General features: G+C 53.5%; 24 protein-coding genes, 1 tRNA gene and 1 pseudogene. 11 read left to right on the top strand and 15 right to left on the bottom strand.

Annotated features, from left to right (window positions below):
• Positions 1-21: 21 nt before the first annotated feature.
• The 7 genes from hscB to trmJ form a co-directional block, all read right to left on the bottom strand.
• Complete coding sequence (gene hscB / locus GHN86_RS02375; RefSeq protein WP_323369184.1) at positions 22-543, bottom strand: co-chaperone HscB; 522 nt, start codon at positions 541-543, stop codon at positions 22-24.
• Between the two features lie 8 nt (positions 544-551).
• The gene (gene iscA, locus GHN86_RS02370; RefSeq protein WP_016779604.1) at positions 552-875 is read right to left on the bottom strand and encodes an iron-sulfur cluster assembly protein IscA; all 324 of its coding nucleotides are present in this window, start codon (positions 873-875) and stop codon (positions 552-554) included.
• A 67-nt stretch (positions 876-942) separates the two neighbouring features.
• Positions 943-1,329, bottom strand: a complete 387-nt coding sequence (gene iscU / locus GHN86_RS02365; RefSeq protein ID WP_003443374.1) for a Fe-S cluster assembly scaffold IscU — start codon at positions 1,327-1,329, stop codon at positions 943-945.
• A 95-nt stretch (positions 1,330-1,424) separates the two neighbouring features.
• Entirely contained in the window at positions 1,425-2,639 is a 1,215-nt protein-coding gene (locus GHN86_RS02360) for an IscS subfamily cysteine desulfurase (protein WP_122784846.1), read from the bottom strand.
• Between the two features lie 49 nt (positions 2,640-2,688).
• Positions 2,689-3,180, bottom strand: coding sequence for a Fe-S cluster assembly transcriptional regulator IscR (gene iscR / locus GHN86_RS02355; protein WP_153377824.1), 492 nt, complete (start codon positions 3,178-3,180; stop codon positions 2,689-2,691).
• Between the two features lie 263 nt (positions 3,181-3,443).
• A complete protein-coding gene (gene cysE / locus GHN86_RS02350; RefSeq protein WP_153377825.1) occupies positions 3,444-4,220 on the bottom strand; it encodes a serine O-acetyltransferase in 777 nt (258 codons plus the stop codon).
• 2 nt (positions 4,221-4,222) lie between these two features.
• Complete coding sequence (trmJ, locus tag GHN86_RS02345; protein WP_153386067.1) at positions 4,223-4,993, bottom strand: tRNA (cytosine(32)/uridine(32)-2'-O)-methyltransferase TrmJ; 771 nt, start codon at positions 4,991-4,993, stop codon at positions 4,223-4,225.
• A 144-nt stretch (positions 4,994-5,137) separates the two neighbouring features.
• Between trmJ and suhB the strand changes: the two genes are divergently transcribed.
• Positions 5,138-5,953, top strand: coding sequence for an inositol-phosphate phosphatase (gene suhB / locus GHN86_RS02340; RefSeq protein WP_122784850.1), 816 nt, complete (start codon positions 5,138-5,140; stop codon positions 5,951-5,953).
• 90 nt (positions 5,954-6,043) lie between these two features.
• On the opposite strand, the gene GHN86_RS02335 is transcribed toward suhB, so the two are convergent.
• The 6 genes from GHN86_RS02335 to queA all read right to left on the bottom strand — a co-directional run bounded on the left by GHN86_RS02335 (position 6,044) and on the right by queA (position 12,115).
• Complete coding sequence (locus GHN86_RS02335) at positions 6,044-6,571, bottom strand: glycine zipper 2TM domain-containing protein (RefSeq protein ID WP_323369186.1); 528 nt, start codon at positions 6,569-6,571, stop codon at positions 6,044-6,046.
• Between the two features lie 115 nt (positions 6,572-6,686).
• On the bottom strand, positions 6,687-7,601 hold the full coding sequence (gene secF, locus GHN86_RS02330) for a protein translocase subunit SecF (RefSeq protein ID WP_153377828.1): 915 nt from the start codon (positions 7,599-7,601) through the stop codon (positions 6,687-6,689).
• 9 nt (positions 7,602-7,610) lie between these two features.
• Complete coding sequence (gene secD, locus GHN86_RS02325) at positions 7,611-9,479, bottom strand: protein translocase subunit SecD (RefSeq protein ID WP_153377829.1); 1,869 nt, start codon at positions 9,477-9,479, stop codon at positions 7,611-7,613.
• Positions 9,480-9,545: 66 nt separating this feature from the next.
• On the bottom strand, positions 9,546-9,884 hold the full coding sequence (gene yajC, locus GHN86_RS02320) for a preprotein translocase subunit YajC (protein ID WP_003443398.1): 339 nt from the start codon (positions 9,882-9,884) through the stop codon (positions 9,546-9,548).
• Between the two features lie 42 nt (positions 9,885-9,926).
• Positions 9,927-11,042 (bottom strand): tRNA guanosine(34) transglycosylase Tgt, encoded by a 1,116-nt coding sequence (gene tgt / locus GHN86_RS02315; RefSeq protein WP_133075983.1) that lies wholly within the window; start codon positions 11,040-11,042, stop codon positions 9,927-9,929.
• Between the two features lie 11 nt (positions 11,043-11,053).
• The gene (gene queA / locus GHN86_RS02310) at positions 11,054-12,115 is read right to left on the bottom strand and encodes a tRNA preQ1(34) S-adenosylmethionine ribosyltransferase-isomerase QueA (protein ID WP_095001476.1); all 1,062 of its coding nucleotides are present in this window, start codon (positions 12,113-12,115) and stop codon (positions 11,054-11,056) included.
• 106 nt (positions 12,116-12,221) lie between these two features.
• Here queA and GHN86_RS02305 point away from each other — a divergent pair.
• From GHN86_RS02305 to GHN86_RS02265, 9 genes are all read left to right on the top strand, one after another.
• A tRNA-Leu gene (locus tag GHN86_RS02305) sits at positions 12,222-12,306 on the top strand.
• A 164-nt stretch (positions 12,307-12,470) separates the two neighbouring features.
• Complete coding sequence (locus tag GHN86_RS02300; RefSeq protein WP_153386065.1) at positions 12,471-13,712, top strand: tyrosine-type recombinase/integrase; 1,242 nt, start codon at positions 12,471-12,473, stop codon at positions 13,710-13,712.
• Between the two features lie 271 nt (positions 13,713-13,983).
• Complete coding sequence (locus tag GHN86_RS02295; protein ID WP_153386063.1) at positions 13,984-14,829, top strand: hypothetical protein; 846 nt, start codon at positions 13,984-13,986, stop codon at positions 14,827-14,829.
• A 92-nt stretch (positions 14,830-14,921) separates the two neighbouring features.
• Complete coding sequence (locus GHN86_RS02290; RefSeq protein ID WP_153386061.1) at positions 14,922-15,203, top strand: helix-turn-helix transcriptional regulator; 282 nt, start codon at positions 14,922-14,924, stop codon at positions 15,201-15,203.
• Entirely contained in the window at positions 15,200-15,541 is a 342-nt protein-coding gene (locus GHN86_RS02285; protein WP_153386059.1) for a hypothetical protein, read from the top strand. Before GHN86_RS02290 ends, GHN86_RS02285 begins: the two co-directional genes overlap by 4 nt.
• Before the next feature lie 528 nt (positions 15,542-16,069).
• Positions 16,070-16,354, top strand: coding sequence for a hypothetical protein (locus tag GHN86_RS02280; RefSeq protein WP_153386057.1), 285 nt, complete (start codon positions 16,070-16,072; stop codon positions 16,352-16,354).
• On the top strand, positions 16,351-19,233 hold the full coding sequence (locus tag GHN86_RS02275) for a DUF927 domain-containing protein (protein ID WP_153386056.1): 2,883 nt from the start codon (positions 16,351-16,353) through the stop codon (positions 19,231-19,233). Before GHN86_RS02280 ends, GHN86_RS02275 begins: the two co-directional genes overlap by 4 nt.
• A 230-nt stretch (positions 19,234-19,463) precedes the next feature.
• A complete protein-coding gene (locus GHN86_RS02270) occupies positions 19,464-20,306 on the top strand; it encodes a chromosome segregation protein SMC (protein WP_153386077.1) in 843 nt (280 codons plus the stop codon).
• A 61-nt stretch (positions 20,307-20,367) separates the two neighbouring features.
• Positions 20,368-20,556, top strand: coding sequence for a hypothetical protein (locus tag GHN86_RS02265; RefSeq protein WP_153386054.1), 189 nt, complete (start codon positions 20,368-20,370; stop codon positions 20,554-20,556).
• Between the two features lie 690 nt (positions 20,557-21,246).
• On the opposite strand, the gene GHN86_RS02260 is transcribed toward GHN86_RS02265, so the two are convergent.
• Positions 21,247-22,397, bottom strand: a protein-coding gene (locus GHN86_RS02260; RefSeq protein WP_153386052.1) for an IS3 family transposase whose coding sequence is annotated in 2 segments (ribosomal slippage) — positions 21,247-22,163 and positions 22,163-22,397 — 1,152 coding nt in all. Because the reading frame shifts where the segments join, the coding sequence is not laid out codon by codon here.
• Between the two features lie 91 nt (positions 22,398-22,488).
• Between GHN86_RS02260 and GHN86_RS02255 the strand changes: the two are divergent.
• Positions 22,489-23,877, top strand: a pseudogene (locus tag GHN86_RS02255) (DUF6119 family protein); the annotation flags it as partial.
• A gap of 451 nt (positions 23,878-24,328) precedes the next feature.
• Here the strand turns inward: GHN86_RS02255 and GHN86_RS02250 are convergent.
• Complete coding sequence (locus GHN86_RS02250; protein WP_153386050.1) at positions 24,329-25,645, bottom strand: hypothetical protein; 1,317 nt, start codon at positions 25,643-25,645, stop codon at positions 24,329-24,331.
• Positions 25,646-25,739 lie beyond the last annotated feature (94 nt).

Below are 25,739 nucleotides of genomic sequence, written 5' to 3'. Positions count from 1 at the left end.
TGCCATCAGGGAAGCACGGAGTTAATCGTCGAGGCGCTCTTCTAGCTGGCGCACTTCGTAAGTGAGCTTGTCGAGGAACTGCATGCGCCGCATCAGACGTTCAGCCTGTTCGCGTTGCGCAGCGTCATCCCAACAAGCAGCGAAGCTGTCGTTCAAACGGTCTTGAGCGACTTTCAGTCGACGCTTGAATGCTGCAATACCCGCCATATCGGCGCTGTCCTGCAAATCTTCAAGTTCTTCGCGCCACTGCATTTGCTGCATCAGAAACTCGGGATCATGCACCGTGACTTCCAGCGGCAACTCCCCACCCTTCAACGCCAGCAGGTAACGCGCACGTTTGGAGGGGTTTTTGAGCGTCTGATAAGCCTCATTGAGGCTGGCCGACTGCTCCAGCGCCAGGCGCTGCTCGCGCTCGGAAGCATCAGCAAAACGATCCGGGTGAACACCGCGCGCCAACTCTCGATAGCGCACAGCGAGCTGATCAAGGTCCAGAACGAAACTCGGCTGCAGCTCAAACAAAGCAAAATGACAAGGAGTACCCACGACTAGCCTCAGATGTTGAAGCTTTCGCCGCAGCCACATTCGCCGCGCACGTTAGGGTTATTGAACTTGAAGCCCTCGTTCAGGCCTTCCTTGACGAAATCCAGCTCAGTGCCGTCGAGGTAGGTCAGGCTCTTGGGATCAATGATCACTTTTTCGCCATGGGTTTCGAAGACCTGGTCTTCCTCGCCCACTTCATCGACAAACTCCAGCACATAGGCAAGACCGGAACAGCCTGTGGTGCGAACACCCAGACGAATCCCCTCACCTTTGCCGCGCCCGTCAAGGGAGCGGCGAATGTGTCGAGCAGCCGCTTCTGTCATGCTGATAGCCATCGTGACTCCTTACCTTTTGCCAGTCTCATCACCACGCCTGCGCCATTAAAGGCGCAAGCCATGCGGATCAGATCAAACCTTTCTTCTGCTTGTAATCGCGAACAGCCGCCTTGATGGCGTCTTCTGCGAGTACCGAGCAGTGAATTTTCACCGGAGGCAAAGCCAGTTCTTCGGCCAGCTGAGTGTTCTTGATGGTCTCTGCTTCATCCAGAGTCTTGCCTTTCATCCACTCGGTCGCCAGAGAGCTGGAAGCGATTGCCGAACCGCAACCATAGGTCTTGAACTTGGCATCTTCGATGATGCCCTGCTCGTTCACCTTGATCTGCAAACGCATCACGTCGCCGCACGCCGGTGCGCCCACCATGCCGGTGCCGACATCCGGGTCTTCCGCGTCCATCTTGCCGACGTTGCGCGGGTTCTCGTAGTGGTCAATGACCTTTTCGCTGTAAGCCATGGTACTAATCCTCACTCATCAGAGAGTCGCTCTTGAGACGCTGTAAAAGCTGCTTTCGCTGCGCGTACAGCGCCTGTCTGCGGCGACTTGAAATATCAGTGCGCCGCCCACTCGATTTTCGAGATGTCGATGCCGTCTTTGTACATGTCCCACAGCGGCGACAGAGCGCGCAGCTTGGTAACGGCCTCGCACACTTTCTGCGCGGCGTAATCGATTTCTTCTTCGGTGGTGAACCGACCGAAGGTGAAACGAATCGAGCTGTGCGCCAATTCGTCGTTGCGACCCAGAGCGCGCAACACGTAGGACGGCTCGAGGGAAGCGGATGTGCATGCCGAACCGGACGACACAGCCAGATCCTTGAGTGCCATGATCAGCGACTCGCCTTCAACGTAGTTGAAGCTCAGGTTCAGGTTGTGCGGTACGCGGTGGATCATGCTGCCGTTGACGTACAGTTCTTCAAGGTGTTCAACCTGCTTGAAGAAGCGATCGCTCAAGGCTTTGATGCGGATGTTTTCAGCGGCCATTTCTTCTTTGGCAATCTGGAACGCTTCGCCCATGCCCACGATCTGGTGGGTGGCCAAGGTGCCCGAACGCATGCCGCGCTCGTGACCGCCGCCGTGCATGGCAGCTTCAATACGTACGCGCGGCTTGCGGCTTACGTACAGAGCACCAATGCCTTTAGGGCCGTAGGTTTTGTGAGCCGAGAACGACATCAGGTCGACTTTCAGCTTGGCCAGATCGATTTCAACCTTGCCGGTGGACTGTGCCGCATCAACATGGAACAGCACGCCGCGCGAGCGAGTCAGCTCACCAATGGCAGCGATGTCGTTGATGGTGCCGATTTCGTTGTTCACATGCATGATCGACACCAGAATGGTGTCATCGCGCATGGCCGCTTCAACCATGGCAGGCGTGACCAGACCGTCTTCACCCGGCTCGATGTAGGTCACTTCAAAGCCTTCACGCTCCAGCTGACGCATGGTGTCGAGAACGGCTTTGTGCTCAATCTTGTCGGTGATCAGGTGCTTGCCTTTGGTGGCATAGAAATGCGCTGCACCTTTGATTGCCAGGTTGTTGGCCTCGGTTGCACCGGAGGTCCAGACAATTTCACGCGGGTCAGCGTTAACCAGGTCAGCAACCTGGCGACGACCATTCTCGACCGCTTCTTCAGCTTTCCAGCCGAACACGTGAGAGCGCGAAGCCGGGTTACCGAAGTTCCCGTCAACCAGCAAGCAGTCGCTCATTTTTTGAGCAACACGCGGATCAACCGGGGTGGTGGCTGAGTAATCAAGGTAAATGGGCAATTTCATGGACTATCTCCTAAATCAGGCTGGCTGGCGCACCGTCGTTTTTATGCAATCACTCGACGGCGGACGCTTCGATCTTATCCAGGTGCGGCGCTTTGCTATTACAGCGGCGCTGATCCTGACGCTGGGCTACTTCTTGTACCTCACGGCGAGTGACAAGATCAGCCAAGCTGATACCACTGAGAAATTCGTGGATTTGCAGGCTCAGGTCACACCACAGATGGTGGGTCAGGCACGTGTCGCCGGCGTGGCAGTCGCCAAGCCCCTGGCAACGCGTGGCATCGACGGACTCGTTGACCGCATCGATCACTTGGGCGACCTGAATACCTTGCATGTCACGCGACAGCCGGTAGCCGCCGCCAGGCCCGCGCACACTGGATACCAGGCTGCTGCGGCGCAATTTGGCGAACAATTGCTCAAGGTAGGAAAGAGAAATGCCTTGGCGCTCGGAAATATCAGCCAGGGACACCGGCCCGTGCTGTGCGTGCAACGCCAAATCAAGCATTGCAGTAACGGCGTAACGGCCTTTTGTAGTCAGTCTCATGGACAGGTACCACGGAATTCGGAATGGAGGCGAGTATGCTATTCCCGACTATTTAAGTCAACTATTAGACCTAGCACTTTAGTCGGGATTACCCGCAAAACAGCGGCCGCATTGTAGCAGGGTCTGCGGCGTAATGGCACATGAGCCATAGCAAACGCCCCGCACAACGCCGTGAGCTTCGATTAAGGTCGCACGAATTTCCTGCGACCTAATAATCACGGCCGCTTCGCGCCCGATCGCAGCCTGCGGCAGCGGCTACATGCCTAGACCGCCTGATTTTCATCCTTGCCTTTGACGCAGGCGAAGTCTTCTTCACGCAGCACAGGCAGATCCTGCGCACAATAAGGACTGCCCAAATCCTTCAACGCGCCGCACATGCCATCGAGCTTGCCGTCAACCGCTTGAAGATGATCCAGCAACTGAGCAATCGCTCGCGCCACCGGGTCCGGCATGTCTTCGCCCACACCATAGGCATCAAAACCGATTTTTTCAGCCATCGCCTTGCGCTTGGCTTCAGCCGCATCGTCACTTTTGACAATGATACGACCCGGAATCCCTACAACGGTCGCACCGGCAGGCACCGCCTTGGTCACCACCGCGTTGGAACCGACCTTGGCGCCGGCCCCCACCGTGAAGGGCCCCAGCACCTTGGCGCCCGCACCCACGACCACACCATTTTCCAGCGTGGGGTGACGCTTGCCTTTATTCCAGCTGGTGCCGCCCAGCGTCACCCCCTGGTACAACGTCACGTCATCACCGATCTCAGCGGTTTCACCGATGACAATGCCCATCCCGTGATCGATGAAGAAACGACGCCCGACTTTGGCCCCCGGATGAATCTCGATACCGGTCAACCAACGCCCGAAATTCGACACCAGACGCGCCAGCCATTTCCAGCCCGCGCCCCACAATACAGCTGACAAGCGATGAATCCAGATGGCATGCATACCCGGATAGCAGGTCAGCACCTCAAAAGCATTTCGCGCCGCAGGATCACGATGGAACACACTTTGAATATCTTCACGCAGACGCTCAAACATGATCAATCCTTGCGCTTGAGCAGCTCACCGCGGGCTGCTTTTTGGGTTTCAGTGAGTATGCCGCGCAAAATATTCATTTCTGCGCGACTGACCGAGCTACGGCCATAAAGCCTGCGCAAACGCGCCATCAAGTGGCGTGGCTTCTCCGGGTCCATAAACTCAATGACGACCAGCGTCTGCTCCAGATGCTTATAAAAGCGCTCCAGCTCATCCATGGTTGCCAGCTCGCCACTTTTAGTCGAGGCCACTTCTTCTTTTTCCACCTTGCTTGGCTGACCCTGAGCGGCCAGCCAGGCCATGCGAATTTCGTAGCTCAACACCTGCACAGCCGCACCCAGGTTCAGGGAGCTGAACTCAGGATCTGAAGGAATGTGCACATGAAAGTGGCAACGCTGCAGCTCATCATTGGTCAGCCCGGAGTCTTCACGGCCAAACACCAAAGCGATTTCTGCACCATTAGCGGCCTCGGCCACCACTTTTTGCCCGCACTCACGGGGATCGAGCAGCGGCCAAGGGATGCGACGATCGCGGGCACTGGTACCCAGCACCAGATTGCAGCCTACCAACGCGTCTTCAAGGGTGGCGACGACTTGCGCATTTTCAAGAATATCGCCCGCCCCAGAAGCACGCGCATCGGCTTCATGATGCGGAAACAAACGGGGTTCGACCAGCACCAGCCGCGACAAGCCCATGTTTTTCATGGCGCGCGCAGCACCACCGATGTTCCCGGGATGGCTGGTATTGACCAGAACGACACGAATATTAGGCAACAAAGGAAGCGCTCACAGGCCAGCAAAAGGGAGCAAATCTTACCTAACGAAAACGCCATAAGCTACGAAAGCTAACGCAAACCTTCATCTACCAAAGTTTTCTGATAGAATATTCGGCTTTCTTTAACAACCTTAGGTGAAACGTCCATGCAGCCCATGCTGAATATCGCGCTGCGCGCCGCCCGCAGCGCCAGTGAATTGATTTTCCGCTCCATCGAGCGCCTGGATACCATTAAGGTTGACGAAAAAGACGCCAAGGATTACGTCTCTGAAGTCGATCGTGCGGCCGAACAGAAAATCATCGACGCCCTGCGCAAGGCTTACCCGACGCACGGCATCCTCGGTGAAGAAACCGGCTTGCACCCAGGCAGCGGTGAAGGTGAAGACTATCTGTGGATCATCGACCCACTGGATGGCACCACCAATTTCCTGCGCGGCGTTCCACACTTCGCCGTCAGTATCGCCTGCAAATACCGTGGCCGCCTTGAGCACGCCGTGGTTCTGGATCCGGTTCGCCAGGAAGAGTTCACCGCTAGCCGTGGCCGTGGCGCTCAACTGAACGGTCGCCGCCTGCGTGTCAGCGGTCGCACCAGCCTGGAAGGCGCATTGCTGGGCACAGGCTTCCCGTTCCGCGACAACCAAATGGACAACCTCGAAAACTACCTGGGCATGTTCCGCAGCCTGGTTGGCCAAACTGCCGGTATCCGCCGCGCGGGCGCTGCCAGCCTGGATCTCGCTTACGTGGCTGCAGGTCGTTTCGATGCATTCTGGGAGTCGGGCCTGTCCGAGTGGGACATGGCCGCAGGCGCACTGCTGATTCAAGAAGCAGGCGGCCTGGTCAGCGACTTCACCGGTAGCCACGATTTCCTTGAAAAAGGTCACATCGTTGCTGGTAACACCAAATGCTTCAAAGCTGTCCTGACGGCTATCCAGCCTCACCTGCCGGCTTCGCTGAAACGCTAAGCGAAACCCGCAGACAAAAAAAGCACCCTTAAGGGTGCTTTTTTTTGGCCTGCACATTGGCAAACCCCAGAGCCTGGAAACCTACACCCATCAATTCAGAATCAGCTTGCCTTCCTTGTCCACGGCAATCTCATTGCCCGGCTCACGATCCATCCGCACCTTGCCTTCCTTGCCGTTCAGCGAATAGCGCACGTCATAACCAACAACCTTCTGGCTGATGTCATTGACGGTATTGCAGCGCGTTTGAGTCGTGGTGTAGGTATCGCGGTTCTGCATGCCTTCCTGAACCTTGTTACCGGCATACCCACCGCCCACCGCCCCGGCGACCGTAGCGATCTTCTTGCCGCTACCACCGCCAATCTGATTACCCAACAAACCGCCCGCAACCGCACCAATCACGCTGCCGACGATTTGATGCTGATCCTTGACCGGCGCTTGTCGCGTCACAGCCACTTCCTTGCACACTTCTCGCGGCGTCTTGATCTGCTGATTGACCGGAACAACCGCCAACACCTGTGCAGCCTCAGGGGATTTAACCAAGCTGTAGGTGGCAAAAGCACCTCCGGCAGTTACACCGACAGCACCCAAAACAGCACCTACCAGCAAAGACTTGTTCACGCGAACCTCCAGACCATCACACGTGGGGACAGTCCCACACCAATCCTGGTGTTGGAGCATAAAAAAAGGCGCGAGTTCAATACTCGCGCCTTTTTAGTGGACCGATGACTAGCCGTTACGGGCGATCATCGACCTCTTTCTCACTCGCCGCTGGCGGAATCAAATCCTCAGCGCTGAGGTTCAGCCAGATCAGCACCACGTTGGCGATGTAAATCGACGAGTAAGTACCCGCCAATACACCCACGAACAAGGCAATCGAGAAGCCCCACAGGTTGTCGCCGCCAAAGATCAGCAGCGCAGCAATCGCCAGCAGGGTGGAGATCGACGTAGCCATGGTGCGAAGCAGGGTTTGCGTGGTCGAGATGTTGATGTTCTCGATCAGGCTGGCCTTGCGCAGCACCCGAAAGTTCTCCCGAACCCGGTCAAATACCACGATGGTGTCGTTGAGCGAGTAACCAATGATCGCCAGCACCGCCGCCAACACCGTCAGGTCGAAGGTAATCTGGAACCACGACAACACACCCATGGTCACGATCACGTCGTGAACCAGCGACACGATGGCGCCGACCGCAAACTTCCACTGAAAGCGGAAAGCCAGGTACAGCATGATGCCGCCCAATGCCATCAGCATGCCGAGGCCGCCCTGATCGCGCAGCTCTTCACCCACTTGCGGGCCGACAAACTCAACGCGCTTGATCACCGCTGGGTTGCTGGTATCAGCCTGACCCAAAGCAGCCGCAACCTTGTTGCCCAGCAACGGATCATCGCCCGGCATACGCACCAGCAGGTCCGTCGTAGCGCCGAAACTCTGCACGACTGCGTCATGGAAGCCCGCCGTCGTCAGTTCGTTTCGCACCTTGGTCAGGTCAGCTGGCTTTTCGTAGGTCAGCTCAATGAGCGTACCGCCGGTGAAATCCAGGCCGTAGTTCATGCCCTTGTGGAACATGCTGAACAATGCCAGCACGGTGAGCAGCACAGTGACGCCGAACGCAACGTTGCGAACGCCCATGAAGTTGATTGTACGTAACATGGCAGCCCCTTAAATCCACAACTTCTTGAAGTCCCGACCGCCGTAGATCAGGTTGACCATTGCGCGGGTCACCAGAATGGCCGTGAACATCGAGGTAAAGATCCCGAGGGACATGGTCACTGCGAAGCCTTTAACCGGCCCGGTGCCCATGGCAAAGAGAATCCCGCCGACCAACAGGGTAGTCAGGTTGGAGTCAACAATGGCCGTAAAGGCACGGTTGAAACCTTCGTTAATTGCCCGTTGCGGCGTCATACCATTGGCAATTTCCTCGCGAATCCGCGAGAAGATCAGCACGTTGGCATCGACCGCCATACCCATCGTCAATACGATACCGGCGATACCCGGCAGGGTCAGTGTCGCACCCAGAACCGACATCAAAGCCAGCAGCAAGACCATGTTGCCCGCCAGTGCCACCGTCGCAATCACACCGAAGAAACGGTAGATGGCGATGATGAAGATCGACACAAACAGCATGCCCCACAGCGATGCATCAACACCCTTGGTAATGTTGTCAGCACCCAGGCTTGGACCAATGGTGCGCTCTTCAGCGAAGTACATTGGCGCCGCCAGACCACCGGCACGCAACAACAGTGCAAGCTCGGAAGCCTCACCCTGACCATTCAGGCCGGTAATCCGGAACTGACTGCCCAGCGGCGACTGAATGGTCGCCAGGCTGATGATCTTCTTGTCTTCCTTGAAAGTCTGTACCGGCACTTCCTTCTCGACACCATCGACCAATTTCTTGGTGTACGTCGTCACCGGGCGCTGCTCGATGAAGATAACCGCCATGCTGCGACCGACGTTGCTGCGCGTCGAACGGCTCATCAGCTCACCACCATGACCATCAAGCTTGATGTTCACTTGTGGACGGCCGTGCTCGTCAAAGCCTGCCTGAGCGTCTGTTACCTGGTCACCGGTGATGATCAGGCCACGTTCGATCTGCGCGGCAGGACGATTGCCTTCGCGGAATTCGAATGTCTCGGAAGTGGCTTTGGATGCGCCCGGCTCAGCAGCCAGACGGAACTCAAGGTTGGCCGTCTTGCCCAGAATACGCTTGGCTTCGGCGGTGTCTTGCACGCCCGGCAGCTCAACCACGATGCGGTTGGCACCCTGACGCTGAACCAAAGGCTCGGCAACACCCAACTCGTTGACCCGGTTACGGACCGTTGTCAGGTTTTGCTTGATGGAATATTCACGGATTTCCGCCAGCTTGGCCGGGGTCATCGCCAGACGCAGAACCGGCTGGCCATTAAGGTCCGCAGTGGTTACGTCAAAGTCATTGAAGTTCTTGCGGATCAGGCTACGCGCTTGCTCAAGAACGGCTTCATCAGTGAAACCCAACTGAATGGCACCATTGAGTTGCGGCAGGCTGCGATAACGCACTTTCTCTTTACGCAGCAAACTTTTGACATCGCTTTCATACACTTTCATACGTGCATCGACAGCTTTGTCCATGTCCACTTCCAGCAGGAAGTGCACACCACCCGACAAGTCCAGACCCAACTTCATTGGGTGAGCACCCAGGCTACGCAGCCATTGCGGCGTGGTCTGTGCCAGGTTAAGCGCTACAACATAGTCGTCGCCCAAGGCTTTGCGTACAACATCCTTGGCGGGTAACTGGTCGTCTTTCTTCTCCAGTCGCAGCAAGCCACCCTTGCCGTTCTCGGACAAAGTCGCAGCCTTGACGGCAATGCCAGCATCGGCCAGCGCCTTGCTTGCACGATCCAGATCAGCTTGAGTGACCTGCAACGCCGTGCTCGCACCGGAAATCTGGATCGCCGGGTCATCTGGGTACAGATTGGGAGCGGAATAAATAAAACCGATCGCCAGCACAGCCAGGATCAGAATGTATTTCCACAGAGGGTATTTGTTCAGCATCAATCACGCCGCCCGCTTAAAACGCGGGGCGCCTTGCGCGCCCCGTCGATTGTTAAAAGTTGAAACTTAGATCGCTTTCAGCGTGCCTTTAGGCAACGTGGCTGCAACAGAGCCTTTCTGAATTTTCAGCTCGACAGTGTCAGACACTTCGATCACAACAAAAGCGTCGGAAACCTTAACGATTTTGCCGGCAATGCCGCCAGTCGTTACGATCTCGTCGCCTTTTTGCAGGTTACCCAACAGGGCTTTCTGCTCTTTGGCGCGCTTGGCCTGTGGACGCCAGATCATCAGATAGAAGATGACCAGGAAACCCACCAGGAAAATCCATTCAAAACCACCGCCCATAGGGCCAGCAGCGGCAGGTGCAGCAGCGTCCGCGAAAGCGGAAGAGATGAAAAAGCTCATTAAGCACTCCAGTTGCAATGTTGTTTCTTAAAGGTCGTAAATTCAGTCCAAAGGCGGCACAGGAAGCCCGCGCTTGGCATAGAAGGCGTCGACAAAGGTGGCCAATGTACCCTGTTGAATAGCCTCGCGCAAACCAGCCATGAGCACCTGATAGTGCCGCAAATTGTGGATGGTATTGAGCATGCTTCCCAGCATTTCACCGCACTTGTCCAGATGATGCAGATAAGCGCGAGAGAAGTTCTGGCAGGTGTAGCAATCGCAGGTCGGATCCAGCGGCGAATCATCATGGCGATGGAACGCGTTGCGGATCTTGATCACACCGGTATCAATAAACAAATGCCCATTGCGGGCGTTACGGGTTGGCATCACGCAATCGAACATGTCCACACCGCGGCGCACACCCTCAACCAGATCTTCTGGCTTGCCAACCCCCATAAGGTAACGAGGTTTGTCAGCAGGCATCATCGCCGGCAGGTAATCCAGCACTTTGATCATTTCGTGCTTGGGCTCGCCCACCGACAAACCGCCAATGGCCAGACCGTCGAAGCCGATCTTGTTCAGGCCTTCAAGCGAGCGCTCGCGCAGATTCTGGTGCATGCCACCTTGAACGATACCGAACAAGGCTGCGGTGTTATCACCGTGAGCATTCTTGGAGCGCTGCGCCCAGCGCAACGACAGCTCCATGGACACTCGCGCCACGTCTTCATCTGCCGGGTACGGGGTGCACTCGTCAAAAATCATCACCACATCGGAGCCCAGGTCGCGCTGAACCTGCATCGACTCTTCCGGCCCCATAAACACTTTGGCGCCGTCCACCGGGGACGCAAAGGTCACGCCCTCTTCCTTGATCTTGCGCATGGCGCCCAGGCTGAACACCTGAAAACCACCCGAGTCGGTCAGGATCGGGCCTTGCCACTTCATGAAATCGTGCAGGTCGCCGTGCTTTTTGATGACTTCAGTGCCTGGGCGCAGCCACAGGTGGAAGGTGTTGCCCAAAATCATCTGCGCGCCGGTATCGACAATATCGCGCGGCAACATGCCCTTGACGGTGCCGTAGGTACCGACCGGCATAAAGGCCGGGGTTTCAACCACACCACGGGGAAAGGTCAAACGACCGCGACGCGCCTTGCCATCAGTGGCAAGCAGCTCGAAAGACATACGACAGTTGCTCATGCTTGATCCTCTGGGGCCGGGGCAGGAGCCGTCGGCGCAGGATTGCGGGTGATGAACATTGCATCACCGTAACTAAAGAAGCGGTACCCATGCTCAACCGCAGCCTTATAGGCCGCCATGGTTTCGGGATAACCGGCGAACGCCGAAACCAGCATCAACAGCGTGGATTCCGGTAAATGGAAATTGGTCACCAGCGCATCGACCACATGAAACGGTCGACCGGGGAAAATAAAGATATCGGTGTCGCCACTGAACGGCTTCAGCACGCCATCACGCGCGGCACTCTCCAGCGAACGCACACTGGTGGTGCCCACGGCGATCACCCGACCGCCCCGCGCCCGGCAAGCAGCCACCGCATCGACCACATCCTGACCCACTTCGAGCCACTCTGTGTGCATATGGTGGTCTTCAAGACGCTCGACGCGCACCGGCTGGAACGTACCGGCGCCCACGTGCAAGGTCACAAATGCAGTCTCGACACCCTTGGCGGCAATGGCCTGCATCAACGGCTCATCAAAATGCAGACCCGCGGTGGGTGCAGCCACTGCGCCAAGTCGCTGAGCGTAGACCGTTTGATAACGCTCGCGATCCGAGCCTTCGTCCGGACGATCGATATAAGGCGGCAAGGGCATATGCCCGACACGGTCCAGCAGCGGCAACACCTCTTCGGCAAAGCCCAGCTCGAACAACGCATCGTGGCGCGCCAGCATCTCGGCTTCGCCGCCACCATCAATCAGGATTTTCGACCCTGGTTTTGGCGACTTGCTGGAACGCACATGTGCCAGCACCCGATGACTGTCGAGCACGCGCTCGACCAGAATCTCCAGCTTGCCGCCCGACGCTTTTTGGCCGAACAAACGGGCTGGAATGACCCGGGTATTGTTAAACACCATCAAATCGCCCGGGCGCAAATGCTCAAGCAAATCAGTGAATTGACGATGTGCCAGTGCCCCGCTCTCCCCATCAAGGGTCAGCAGGCGACTGTTGCGGCGCTCCGCCAAAGGATGGCGTGCGATGAGTGAATCTGGGAGCTCGAATGTAAAGTCAGCAACGCGCATGATAGGTTTCGTCTAGCAGGGCCGGGGAGTTTAACGGACTTAGTAAAAATAGACCAATAAGTTGTTGACCGACCTACATCTCATCTCTATACTTCGCCGCCATTGAGCCCTGATGGCGGAATTGGTAGACGCGGCGGATTCAAAATCCGTTTTCGAAAGAAGTGGGAGTTCGAGTCTCCCTCGGGGCACCATATAGCAGTACCTGCAAGTCTCTACCAGGACTTGCAGCACAGAAAAACCGGCCACTGAGCCGGTTTTTTTGTGCCTGACGATCTACCCCTGTCTATCCCTATCCGTTGTATCCCTGTATCCCCACTTGTATCCTTAGAAAAATACCTAACTTTGGGATACAAGGATGAAGCGCGCCGACATCAAGCGCCGCCCCCTGGCCGATACCACGCTGGCCGGGCTAGAAGCAGAGCCAAAAGAATATCGAGAGCTCGATGGAAGCGGCCTCTACTTTCGAGTGAAATCTGACGGCGGCAAATCGTGGCAACTGCGATACAAACGCCCGGCGGGTAATTGGGCCTGGATGGGGCTCGGGGGTTATCCAGAGGTCAGTGGTGCCGTGGCACGAGAGAAAGCTGCCGAACTACGCAAAGTAGTGAGTAGCGGTGCCGATCCCCTGGAACAGAAACGTTCAGCAAAAGCTGCCATCGACATTGCTAAAGCCCGCACCTTTCGCGCAGCCGCTGACGCATGGCTCAAGGCCAAAGAAGGAAAGGGCCTGGCACCCTCCACCCTCAACAAGATCCGGACCTACCTCGACAAAGACATACTCCCGGCACTTGGCGATAAACTTCTCGACGACATCACCCGCACCGATTGCGCCGACCTGCAGGCCAGCATTGAGGCACGTGACGCCCACAACGTTGCAGAGAAATGTCGCACCTGGGTCAATCAGATATTTGGCCGAGCCATCGGCTTGGGACTGACAGAGAACGATCCGGGGAGCCGCTTGCGGGATATTGCCGCGCAAGCTCCCAAGACCCAGCAACACCCTCACCTCCTCGAGCACGAGCTGGGTGAGTTTGTTCAGGCACTCAAAAACACCCCTAGCAGACTCACCGCTCGCACAGCGGCATGGCTTTGCCTGTGGACAGCCTCAAGACCGGGCATGGTCCGCTTTGCTGAGTGGAAAGAAATCGACCTTGAGAAAGCCCTGTGGACCACACCGGCAGAGAAAATGAAGATGCGCAGGGATTTTGTCAGCCCTCTACCCAAGCAAGCTATAGAGGCGCTGAAGGAGCTGCAGGCATTAACAGGTCGCAGTCGGTGGCTATTCCCCGGAGTCGGCGCAAAGAACCCGACCATCAGCGAAAACACCATCAACAAAGTGTTCTCCACTATTGGTTACAAAGGTCGTCTTGTAGGTCATGGCACTCGACACACCGCGAGCACACTCCTGAGGGAACATGGCTGGCCAAAAGAGCATGTAGAGGCTCAACTGGCACACAAAGAACAAGGCATCTCCGGGATTTACAACAAGGCCCAGTATCTCGATAACCGCATCAAAATGATGCAGTGGTACGCCGACCATCTTGAAGAGTTAAGTGCTGGGAATGTAGTGCATGGAGATTTTGGTAAGGCAATCTAACCCTGCCAACTCATACCCCCTCTCAAAAACCGTGTTACGGGTGTTACTCGTGTAACAACATCAATCAAACCATTGAAAATAAAGGACTATTAAGACGTTACACTCAGCGTACACACCAGATATACAACGTGTAACGCTCACAATTAGTGTAACGCTCGAAACGCATTTACTGACCTGCAGGTAACTGCACGCCAAGGTTTGCAACGCTGGACTTGTGCTCTTCGCACGGGGCCAGGGGTAGATGCCAGTCGTTCGAAAAACGGAGGCTCACTTGGATTTAATTGACGGCATTGATCTAACGGCAGGCGTGCAACCCACAGCTAAACTGATCGAGTACCTATCTGTCCTGCCCCTCTACGCCTATTGCGGAGAGCAGATACAGGACGCGTGCCGAATACTCGATCAATGCACCTCTCAGCTCGTGGTAAGCGACGCAACCGATGACTTGAAGTTGCTTTGTATCGAGACGATCAGAAACGAAGAATCAATTTTCCAGTTTGTATCGACTCCACCCGTAACACGCCTAGCTGATGGCATTCGCCACTTCACTTGCTGCGAGTCAGCATCAGATGAGGAGGCTTATGCTGCCTACGCAATCGCTTGTGCGATCAGAGCAATTGAATCACTCAACGACTGGATGCAGACGACCGCAGAGGACGCCGTATCAACTAACTGGAAGATTCTTGAGCTGCCGTGGGAGGAATTCAAAACCGCTGTTGTGGCAGAAGTGAGCCCTTATGAACGCATTGAGGCACTAGACAACTATGTCGCACACATAGAGGTCATCACATCACTGCTTTCGGTTTACGACAATGACATCACCGAACTCGCATCCGCAGCCATGAAAAACGCAACAAAACGTAAGGGCGGCATTCTGAGCGGCATGGATCGCAAAGAAGAAATATCAGTCCGCGACGCGGCCATTCTGCATCAGGCACGACACCTTCTAGATAAAGGCCTGCACCGCCGCAACCTGACTACAAAGGTTCATCGCTGGCTGGAAAATCAAGTATCCCTTCCATCACAGCAAAGGCCAGACTGGCTCCCCCCAGAAGTTGATAAAGCACTGACTCGCAGGCAAGTGGATGCGATTCTTAATCGGCATGGGGTTGTATAAGCCTAAATTTCAATGTGGAAGTGAACTGCTCACACCAACCAAATCTCTAGAACATTGCCCTCGTCAGTCCAAATCAAGCGAGAGCAATGCCTATGAACATCAATGTAACCACCCATCCCAGCAAAACTACGACACATACCCCCACCCTGTTTGATCCTGCCTCAACGCTGATCCGCATGCGCGAAGTCGAAACCATCGTCGGCATGAAGCGATCCACCATCTACAAACTGATGCAACGCTCTGATTGCGGCTTCCCCCAGCCGGTGAAGCTCAGTATGAGCACCGCACGTGGTGCGCCAGTTGCTTGGGTTCTTGCTGAAGTTCAAGCCTGGGCACGCGGCCGTATCGAAGCTCGCGATCAGGTGGCCGCATGACGCCAATATTCCTTCACCACCAGGCCATGGATCTCTTCGGCGTAATTGAAACGGGCCTTCCATCCAAAGACGCGGTGAAAGCGCGCCGCCGACTGTGCTCCATTCGTGATCTGGCTGTCTCGTCCGGCGCTCATGTCTTGATCGTTCTGTGGCAAGACATGGAGTGGACGCTGCTGGCTATTCAACCGCCTGCAGACGTTGAGATTAACGACGCTCGCGAGCTGATTCCTAAATTGCTGCGCAACCCCGAAGCTCTTGAGCAAATGCGGCAACGGTCACGCGAAGGGAACCACATGCAATGGCTCATGCTCACCCGGCCCGGCGCTTTCAAGCACTAATGAAAACGCCCCCGGGAGCGATCCGGAGGCGTTGAGGTATATCTACATGCCTGTTCAATTTAAGCCGCATCGGAAAATTGCGCAAGATCCACACACTGTTGCACTTTCCAAAATGGGGCGGTACTCTCTCGCCGTCGCTGCAAATTCAGCGAACGGGTTTGGTCGCCCGACAAGCAAAAGGCGCATAGGCGCCCCCATTACGATTGCAGGCGCTTTTTTTGCGTCCGCATTTCCGTTTTATGGCGGCTGTGCGTGGGAGGCCCTCGGGCCTGCCGGGTTCCTTTTGCCCCGGTCGACCAACCCGCGTACAGCTGCCACCTTAATTCGTTTGGTCGCGAACGGTGGTAGCTCCCCAGCAAAAGGAGCTTCACCAATGCACGCCCTCAATCCGTTCAAAAATCGCGCCGCTGCTCATCGAGCAATGGCTCTCGCCGCTTTACACGCAAACTCCAGCCTCGCTACACGTCTTGCCCGCTACAACGCTCACATGTCCAAAGCTCGCTCCCTCGAATCTACAGGGGGTGCCCAATGAAAAGCCTTCTGAATTTCGCCCTGCCGGAAGATCTGCTTTGTGTCAGCAAAGAGGCCGAAGCCGGTATCCCGATTGACGCCATCACCTGCGCCATTGATCGCGCCTCGTCTGTGCTGACCCTCCTGGAAGATCACTTTGAAGGTGACACCCCTCGCCTCTCCAACCACATCATCGCGTCCGTGCTTTGGGATGTTCGCGGCACGCTTGGCTTGATCAGAACGCTGGCCATGCATGCTGATACGGCATCGAACCAGAGTGATTCCGCTGGGGGTGCAAAATGAATACTCCCCAAAAAGGTAATTCACGCCGCCCAACTTTTGCCCAAGTCAAAGCCGCAGCTCTGCGCAACATTGATCGCGTACTCACTCAATGGCTGCCCAATGGCAGGCGTGTAGACGGCGGCAAGGAATACACAGCACCCAATCCAACCCGCACCGACAAGCGTCCCGGCTCTCTCAAAATCAACCTGAGCAAAGGCACGTGGGCTGATTTTGCTACCGGCGATAAAGGCGGAGACTTGATTGACTTGGTGCGCTACCTGGATGGCGGCACGGACGTAGAGGCCTGCAACAAACTTGCGGATCTGCTTCGGCTGAGCGCTGAGGATTCACCATCAAATCCAGCACCGACTAAAAGCTCAGCACCTGAATGGATAGCGATTCTGCCGATACCGGTCGAGGCCATGAATAAGTGCCCAGCCAAACATCGGCAACATGGCGCCCCGTCCAAAGTGTGGATCTATCGCGATACTCAAGGCCAGCCACTTATGGCGCTATATCGCTTTGACCTCGGCCATGACGAAGACGGCAAAACCAAAAAAGTCTTCGCACCCCTGACGTGGTGCCAGAACTCGGATAACCAATCGACCCAGTGGCGGTGGCAAGGCTTGCCCGAGCCACGCCCATTGCTGCGATTGCACGAACTGAGCTTGCAAGCAGAAGCCACAGTAGTCCTGTGCGAAGGTGAAAAGGCTGCAGATGCTGCCGCCGAACTCTTTCCAGACTGTGTGACTACCTGCTGGCCAAATGGCTCGAATGCCTGGCACAAAGCCGACCTGTCACCGCTCAAAAATCGCACTGTCTTGTTGTGGCCCGATAACGACCCGAGCGGCACAACCTGCATGGGGGCCGTTGCTAAAAAACTGGAGGTAATAGGCGCGGAGTCAGTTCGCGTAATTGTGCTGGAACACTTCAAGCGCAAACCCACGTTCAAAAATGGCCTGCCCGGTTTCGCCAAAGGCGGCATGTGGGAGCAAGGCGACGATGCAGCGGACGCACTCGCCAAAGGTTGGACGTCGGGCCACATCGTTGAACTGGAACGCACTGGCGAACTCTTTGGTGTTGCGCCTGCTTCGGCTACAGAGCCTAAGGTAAAAACACCGGCTAAGCGTGCGGCGAAACCCAAAACCGACACCCTAACCAGCGGCTTTCGTCTGACTCACGAGGGTGTGTTTTATTCCGGTGAAGATGGCGAGGCGCGCCCTGTGTGCTCGCCACTGGAAATACTCGCTCGTACCCGTGATGCCAAAGGTCATAACTGGGGATTGCTGGTCGAGTTTGACGATCCGGACGGCGCCAAAAAACGCTGGAACATTCCAGCGCGCACCATGACCGGCGACTTCGGAAAAGACGTTCTAGGTCCGCTGGTAGATATGGGCCTACGTCTCGCTGGAACACGCTCCAGCCGCAATGCCCGTAATGATCTGCAAAGTTATTTCCAAGGTTTCGACAGTACTCAGCGCGCCCGTTTGGTCACACGACTGGGCTGGCATGACAGCGCCTTTCTACTTCCAGAGCAGCAGGTTGGCTCCCACACTGAGCACCTACACTTCTACGAAGCAGGCGCCCAACTGCCGCCTATTAGCGAGGCTGGCACCCTGGAGCAATGGCAAGAGCAAATCGGCGCCTTGTGCGTTGGCAATCATCGCTTGGCATTTGTGGCCAGCGTGGCGTTTGCTGGACCAGTGCTGCACATGCTTGGTCATGAATCAGGCGGTTTTCACCTATACGGAGATAGCTCGGGCGGTAAAACCACCCACCTGCAAGTCGCGGCCTCGATCTACGGCGGGCCGCGCTTGGTGCGGTCATGGCGCTCGACCGATAACGCACTGGAGTCCATCGCTGCCGCGCACTCGGACGGCCTCCTCGTACTCGACGAAATCGGCATGTGCGACCCCCGCATCATTGGCGAAACCGTATACATGCTCGGCAACGGCACTGGGAAAGCCCGCGCTAACGATCGCGGCCAAGCTGGCCGACAGGTTCAAGAGTGGCGCCTGCTGTTTCTATCCACAGGCGAGAAAACCTTGGCGCAACATATGGCCGAGGCCAACAAAGAGCTCAAGGCCGGTATGGAGGTACGCATGCTTGCGGTGCCTGCAGACGCCAGTAAAGGGCTTGGCATGTTCGACGTGCTCAACGGTTTCGAGGACGCTGCCGCCCTTTCTGACGCACTAAAAGCCCGAGTGGCTAAATACTACGGCACACCGCTCACAGCCTTTCTATCAGCGCTGTGCGAGCCCGGAAAAAAGCACGGCTGGGCGATCATCCTGCGCCGCACACTTGAAGGTTTTATTGCCAAGTCCCTGCCCGCCTCAGCGAGCGGCCAAGCCCATCGTGCTGCCCTGCGCTTTGGTCTTGCGGCTGCAGCTGGTGAGCTGGCTACCGCACTGGGCATCACTGGCTGGCCAGATGGCACTGCGACCACAGCAGCCCGTGTCTGCCTCAACGCATGGCTGAATGAGCGCGGCGGCGCCGGTAACTATGAAGGTGACGCCATCGTTGCTCGACTGCGCCAAGTTATCGAGCGCTTTGGTGAAAGCCGCTTCACTCGCTGGGAGTCTGCCGCAGCCAAGATCGATGAGCACGGTCCGCGCACCATCGACCGGTTGGGATTTCGCAAATCGTTGGAGCATGGCCTGGGTGACGAACTGCACACCACTAACACCTACTACGTGCTGCCCGAGGCTTGGCGCTCCGAAGTATTCAAAGGCATGAACATCAATGCCGTGAACAAGGAGCTGCTGCGTCGTGGAGTGCTCGAGCCGGGAAGCGATGGTAAGGCGTCTAGCCTCGTCCGCCTGCCGGGACTAGGGCCACAACGCTGCTACATCGTAAATACGGTTCCGGGGAAAGATGAGAGCGAGGCCAGGGCTGCCTGACGGTTGCCCATTGATCGAGGTAGTGCCGGCTCACTCCCGGCCTCGCCAGCCGCTCATCCAATCCCAAATCAAATATGAAAGGAACTAGAGACGTGAACGAATTCCAAGCATCCACCCAGCAACGTGAACTACAGAGCAATAAGCAGGAAAGCCTTGAGAACACAAACCTTGCGGAGCCTATTTCTGACGCCATTGAAAAAACTGAGCAATGTGAAAAAAGACGCCATCTGCTGGATGAAATCGAAAAGCTGAAAACCTACCGCGACAATCACCTAAGTGAAGCCGAAAAGCTCTATACAGAGATGTCTCCTCTGGAAGCGCTATTGGAGGGTGACGAGGTCATGGATGATGATCGCGAAATTGAAATCCGGAAACAGTACAACCAACTGAAAATCCCTTACGACTCTCGACAGCTTCATGTCAGCATCTTTAGCAATCAGATTGCTCGTCGCGAGAAGCTCGTTAATCACGAAACCTTGATGGCGGGTTACACCGAGTCGATGGGTAACTGGAAAGCCGACGAGCAAGAACTAAATGAAAAACGGGACAGCCTCAGTACCCGCTTGAAACAAATTCAACAGCAAACAAACGAGGACATGGCAAAGGCCCGTCAAGCAGAAACCGATGCAGCAACCGCCTATGCTCAGGCCGTGGCATGGGGCGACACCGAGGGTGAAAAAAAAGCCGATGCGGACGCGCAAAAGCATGCAAAAAACCTCGCAACTGCAGCAGAGCATAATCGTCGCCAACATCTGATTATTGCCGCACTGGAACAGGAACTGGTCATCGTCGATCAACACATCGTCGAGGCAAGAAAGGAATACAAAGCGATTGAAAGGCAGGCCCTGCTCCTGGCTCATACGGTGCTGGAAGAAAAATGGAACGAAAAAGCTAAGGAGCTTTTGGATATGGGAGGCAAGCTCTGGGCTGCGTATCGACTAATAGATCGCGATCAAATCGGCCTAAGAAAGCTACAGCTTCCTGAAGAAGGCGAACGATTCTATAGCTGGGATAGTAGTGATTTGTCGGAACGCTCTTACAAGCACACCGTCCAGGACGTCCTTGCAATGTAACCCCTCACCTCTCCCGAAACGGCCTAATGCAGGGCCGTTTCGATCACCCAGAGGCTCAAGCATGAACACTGCCATACAAAGCAAAATTAGTTATTCAGATACCCTGAAAGCAAGAAAAGCCCACCTGAGCGGACTGATCAATCTCGTAAAGCCGAAGTCAGAGAAAACTACAAAAATAGAAACAATGACGATTACAGCAATCAATGCAGAGATTAGCGTCATAGAACAACAGCTCGCAAAACGGAGCTAATGCCTAGACGGAAGCCCGCTGGGCTTCCGCCTTAGCCTGAACTTCAAATTTCTGCCAACAGCCTTACAACCCGTCACCGAAAATATTCATGCTTTCACAACCTCTTTCGAAGCGACGAATTTGACCGATTGAAGGCCTTCACGACAGGTCTCTATCGGCCAATACCGGACGTTCAACCTAGGGGGCGGCTGGTTAACCAATACGACCAATTGGCGTGTGTAGCGTTCGAACGCCGTGATTTGATAAGAATCGATGATGTATTTGACGTGGCAGGTGATCATGGGATCAATCTTTTGATTTGGGGAGCCTCATTTTCCAGTCGTTCTGCATAAAACACCCACCAGCGTCATTGCCATAGGCAGTGATAGCATTTAGCCTCACACGTAACGATAGGTCGGCTGTCCATCTGCCTTAACCACGATGGCATCCAAAGGGACAAAAATGCTCCAGCTGAGGACGAATCTCAGAATTCCATCACGTTGTTACGTACAAAGGGAATTGTTATGGCTAACACTTATAATATCTACAAAGTCAAACCAGCCAAACTTGACAAACTAAAAGAGAAATTAATCTCAGTTGGATTGGTAGAGCAAAAAACCCTACAAAAGGACGGATACTTAAAAACCTTTTATTTTTCTGAAAAAGTAGAAGGAAACGAAGTTTGGTGGTGGATGAATCGCCCCGGGTTTCCTAGACACTCTCCAGGCTCGCTGCGTAACGCTTTTCAAACTCTACCGGTGACAGCTGATTGTTGAAACTGTGGCGTCGTTTTGGGTTGTAAAACATCTCGATGTAATCGAACACATCATCCCGAGCATCCTGGCGTGTAGTGTAGATTTTACGCTTGATCCGCTCCCGCTTTAGCAGCTGGAAAAAGCTCTCCGCCACAGCGTTGTCGTGGCAGTTACCTCGACGACTCATGCTGGCTACCAGGTTGTTAGCTTTCAAGAAGCTTCGCCAGTCTGAGCTGCTGTACTGACTGCCTTGATCCGAGTGGATCATCACCTCTTGCTTCGGCTTACGTCTCCAAACCGCCATCAGCAGTGCATCAATGGCTACGTCGCTGGTCATCTGCGACTTCATTGACCAACCAATGATCTGGCGTGAAAACAGATCGAGCACCACGGCCAAATACAGCCAGCCTTCATATGTTCGGATGTAGGTAATGTCTGTGACCCAGACTTTGTTGGGTTCTCTGACATCGAATTGGCGCTTCAGTAAGTTCGGTGAGGCAACGGCTGGTTTACCGCCATATTTTCCCGGCCTCCGTCGATACCCAGTCTGAGAACGTAAACCTTCAAGGCGCATCAACCTAGCTACCCGGTGACGGCCACAGCTCTCACCAACCTCTCGCAGGTCATCATGGATCTTGCGATAGCCATAAACACCACCGCTTTCCAACCAGGAGTGTTTGATCAGTCCAAGCAGTCGCTGATCGTCCTTGGCTCGCGCAGATTTTGGTTCTGATAGCCACGCGTAGTAGCCGCTGGGATGAACCTTGAGCGTCAGGCAAAGCCGTCGAATCGCGTAATGACCCGCTTGCTGCTTAATAAAGGCGTACTTCAGCCGCACTCCTTGGCAAAGTACGCGGCGGCCTTTTTTAAGATGTCTCGCTCCTCCGTCACCCGTTTCAGCTCGGCCCGTAGACGACGAACCTCAGCGCTCTGATCATCCTCCTCAACGCGCTGTTCCTGGGGCTTGGTGTAGCGCTTAACCCAGGCATAGAGGCTGTGCACGGACACACCCAATCGTGCAGCCACCTCCGAGACAGGAAGCTTCTTTTCGGTCACTTGTTTGGCCGCCTGGATTTTGAATTCTTCGGGATATCGCTGGTTGCTCATGGCACCTCCTAATGGGCCTCATTTTAAGGCTTGGAGGTGTCTACGAAACTAGGGGCGATTCAGGAAGACATATCGAAACTTCTTCAATGATAATATTGAAGAACCAAAAAACACCTTCAACTTTGCTGTATTGATTTGCCAAAATATCTCAGAACCTGAAAAGATATTTGCTGTCAGCTTGGGCAAATCACATTTTTATCTTTCTAAATTCATACAGCTGGATTTTGGTATTGACCTCGCACTGCACATGGCCGATGAGAGTTCAATACTTCTCAAAAAAAGCAGATATTTTACTGGCACGAAAAGGCAAGACGTTTCCTCTTATCAGCAATTCCAGGTAAACAACTACGAAGCTGGTGAGTCCGTGGATCATATAAAACTAAAGGCAGCAAACAAAACTGTCTGGGGTAACCGCAATATCATTTTTGCTGATTCTATCCAGATGGATATGGACAAGCAGCCAATGCATCTCCCTGAAATATTCAAAATAATTGAAGCCAGCTTCAAAGATGATCAAATAATCCACCTCCCCAAACTCGAATCAGCCAATGCAGAGATTGCAAAAGACCTGGATATTCAGGCTCTCACTCATTTAAGAGATGGCGAAGGGAACGTGGGGATTGATCAGTTTCATGTAAGCGGTGTGTCGATATGTTTCAGCTTCCATGACTATGACTATGTCATCAAAGCGAAGAACAGCGAAGGAAAACTCCTGAGCAAGCAGCTCGGCAATACTATGGACATTGAAGCAATTTCAGAGTTCCTCGTTGACAACCCAGATATTGACGACATAAACAATGTAACAGTGCAGTTTAAAAATGAGGATATCGGACGCTTCACGAGAAACCTCAAGGAACTACTGGATATGCCCATTGTGTGGGGCGACCAACAATATTTTTTGAAAAATGGCGAATGGTTCTTTTTTAATCAGGTTTTCATGGACTACCTAAAACGATCGCTCATCGCTGTTGAGGTTATTCTAGAAGAACAACTAATTGAAACAGAGTTTGCTGCGTGGCAGACAAACAAACGAGCCCATCGAAAAGCCGGAGATGACAAGGTTGATTATCGCGAAGCCTATTTCAATCAAAAAATATGCAACGAGCGCGGATACACGCTCTTAGACCGAGAACTTACCGCAATTCGCTCGCTAGGAAAAAAAAGAAGGGACTATCAAGTTGAAGTAGCAGATATTTACTACAAAGGAGAGATAACATCCGTAAAGATTTCAAAAAAGAAAACAGAACTAATTTACAATATAGAACAGTCAAAAGACTCCATAACCCTTATCAAAAACAACGCAATAAAATTCAACAAGAAACTTACTTCAGCGGCGCTTTGGTTCGTTTTCGAAGAAGATATTAAAACCATCACGGACGTAAATTCCATCCAATTTCTACTAGCGGTCGAAGCTTGGAAGAAACTAGTGACAGGATATTCGCTCAAGCCGAAAATTTACATATCGCGCCACATAAAATAAGAAATGAGTTCTCGATCAATCATGGTGTTCTCATCGAACATGGAAGTTGAAATCACCATGAGTCATACACACCGTCGCGTGCCGATGATTGCCTGAGATTGGACATAGTAGGCAGTGTGGCATAGTCATACCGATCTATTGGAACCCACCAAGCAGCATTAAGCGGCTTTTATTTTCGAGGGCTGCAGGTACCGAACGGCAGCTATGGGTCCAGGCTGTGTGAAAACACATACACCGTTTTGAAGTCTGCGTTGCTAAGTAAAATCTGCGAGCCATTGGTTAGTCAGCAGACCTGAAATTTGCATAGGAACACAACTTTCGTTCCGATTCTGACTGTCAAACTTGCTCTAAAATTTTTTAACACAGCCTCGGTCGATAGCGGTCACCAGCTATCAACCCATACCAGTCACCTGTCTCTGCTGCCTGTCGATATCTAAGATTAAAAACCTATTTAGTATTTGGCAAAATCCGGATAAGAGAAAAGTTCTCCACTCCTAGATCTCTCAAGCCATTTGAGTGATGCATCAACTTGATATCTATCAACAATTGCCTCAGCCAAATAATTATGACCTAAGGCAAAAAGTGACATTACAATATTGCGCAAGGCATTTGTTTTTTCAAAAACGTGCATAAAACTTTCTCTAACATCTTGAATGCCAACCCTAAAATAACTGTTGATTTCCGAGAAAGTTATTTCATATAGCTCGACGTAAAACTCCGCATACAAAATGTCGCGCGCAAAATAGAATAAAGTATGCAACCCTGCAAGATACTCAGGAGTCAGCCTTTCATCAAATTCATTCCAAACCGACTGTCTAGTACTTGCTCTTTCTTTTATGCTATCAAGCATCGACTTCTTTCGATCCCAGTAATCAAGGCCAAGGCTTGGTGTTTCTGGAAGTAAGCTCTTGGTATTCTGAGGCGCCCACTGATCGAAGAAGAAAAATAGCTGATCTGGGTTTATACCTTTAAGTGGTAAAGGCTCGCCTATTACAGAAGAAAGAACGTAGTGCGTTTTAATTTTTTCAATAGCTTTCGATAAATCTCTGCTGCCAATGCCGTACTTACACATGATCTGTTGTTTGACATCTTTAAACTCTGGTGCTGCCCAATCAGATTTCGGGGGTAGATCTCTGGCCAGCCTATAAATCATTGGGCGAGAAAGCTTTGATGTAAAAGTCCCTTGAGCATATTCGTCTTTAAGCCAGAGATTCAAATCATGAAGCTTATCTAAGTCGTGTTCTAGCTGCCCAAATTTTTCTTTTAAACGAAAGAAATTAATAGATGCGACGTCAGTTAGATGTTTTTTGCTTTCATTGCTTAAAGGGTAGCGAAACGTCTGCCCGGTGGCGTCTACCTCTGCAATATCTGAAATAGTTTCGGCAATTAGGCTATTAACACCCTTATAACGGTTATCCAGAAGTTCTGAGTTACACTTAAAGAAGTTCCAGATATTTCCAATATCATGTGAACCGGACAAATCGAACAAAAGCTCATAATTTTTCGCTTTAGCTACGAATGACAACTCCTGAATTGCTCCTTTCAATCTCAACTCAACAGAATGGCGCATATTAAAACAAACAGGATATACTAAGTCATCAATTTCCATATCCATTTTTTTGGAAAGAACCTGATCAATTAGTAAGTTGGCAGCGGTGGAGAAACCTTTGGAGTACTCAAAATATCCAGGGCTGCCGTTGTTTCCTACACAGGCATTTGCCCATGTAGGCTCTGAACAACAAAAAGTTGAGTTTTTATTTCCGGCCATGATTAAATCCTATTTTTATTTAGGCGCGCATGTACAGTGTTTAGTTAATGATTTTGCCTAAAACAGCTAGCCGTGACCATGATTCAGTTCAGTG

It is taken from the genome of Pseudomonas helleri (genome assembly GCF_009600315.1).
In the GTDB taxonomy this organism is placed as follows: Bacteria; Pseudomonadota; Gammaproteobacteria; order Pseudomonadales; family Pseudomonadaceae; genus Aquipseudomonas; species Aquipseudomonas helleri_A.
Note: the sequence above shows the minus strand (reverse complement) of the source record. Positions and strands in the feature narration are given on the sequence as shown.

Excerpts from the sequence above, each read along its gene's own strand:
- GHN86_RS02265 (WP_153386054.1), top strand. The coding sequence starts at position 20,368 with ATGAACACTGCCATACAAAGCAAAATTAGTTATTCAGATACCCTGAAA.
- GHN86_RS02280 (WP_153386057.1), top strand. The coding sequence starts at position 16,070 with ATGAAAAGCCTTCTGAATTTCGCCCTGCCGGAAGATCTGCTTTGTGTC.
- GHN86_RS02290 (WP_153386061.1), top strand. The coding sequence starts at position 14,922 with ATGAACATCAATGTAACCACCCATCCCAGCAAAACTACGACACATACC.
- iscA (WP_016779604.1), bottom strand. The coding sequence starts at position 875 with ATGGCTATCAGCATGACAGAAGCGGCTGCTCGACACATTCGCCGCTCC.
- queA (WP_095001476.1), bottom strand. The coding sequence starts at position 12,115 with ATGCGCGTTGCTGACTTTACATTCGAGCTCCCAGATTCACTCATCGCA.
- GHN86_RS02285 (WP_153386059.1), top strand. The coding sequence starts at position 15,200 with ATGACGCCAATATTCCTTCACCACCAGGCCATGGATCTCTTCGGCGTA.
- secD (WP_153377829.1), bottom strand. The coding sequence starts at position 9,479 with ATGCTGAACAAATACCCTCTGTGGAAATACATTCTGATCCTGGCTGTG.
- yajC (WP_003443398.1), bottom strand. The coding sequence starts at position 9,884 with ATGAGCTTTTTCATCTCTTCCGCTTTCGCGGACGCTGCTGCACCTGCC.
- GHN86_RS02300 (WP_153386065.1), top strand. The coding sequence starts at position 12,471 with ATGAAGCGCGCCGACATCAAGCGCCGCCCCCTGGCCGATACCACGCTG.
- GHN86_RS02250 (WP_153386050.1), bottom strand. The coding sequence starts at position 25,645 with ATGGCCGGAAATAAAAACTCAACTTTTTGTTGTTCAGAGCCTACATGG.
- suhB (WP_122784850.1), top strand. The coding sequence starts at position 5,138 with ATGCAGCCCATGCTGAATATCGCGCTGCGCGCCGCCCGCAGCGCCAGT.
- secF (WP_153377828.1), bottom strand. The coding sequence starts at position 7,601 with ATGTTACGTACAATCAACTTCATGGGCGTTCGCAACGTTGCGTTCGGC.
- GHN86_RS02275 (WP_153386056.1), top strand. The coding sequence starts at position 16,351 with ATGAATACTCCCCAAAAAGGTAATTCACGCCGCCCAACTTTTGCCCAA.
- iscU (WP_003443374.1), bottom strand. The coding sequence starts at position 1,329 with ATGGCTTACAGCGAAAAGGTCATTGACCACTACGAGAACCCGCGCAAC.
- iscR (WP_153377824.1), bottom strand. The coding sequence starts at position 3,180 with ATGAGACTGACTACAAAAGGCCGTTACGCCGTTACTGCAATGCTTGAT.
- cysE (WP_153377825.1), bottom strand. The coding sequence starts at position 4,220 with ATGTTTGAGCGTCTGCGTGAAGATATTCAAAGTGTGTTCCATCGTGAT.
- GHN86_RS02360 (WP_122784846.1), bottom strand. The coding sequence starts at position 2,639 with ATGAAATTGCCCATTTACCTTGATTACTCAGCCACCACCCCGGTTGAT.
- tgt (WP_133075983.1), bottom strand. The coding sequence starts at position 11,042 with ATGTCTTTCGAGCTGCTTGCCACTGATGGCAAGGCGCGTCGCGGTCGT.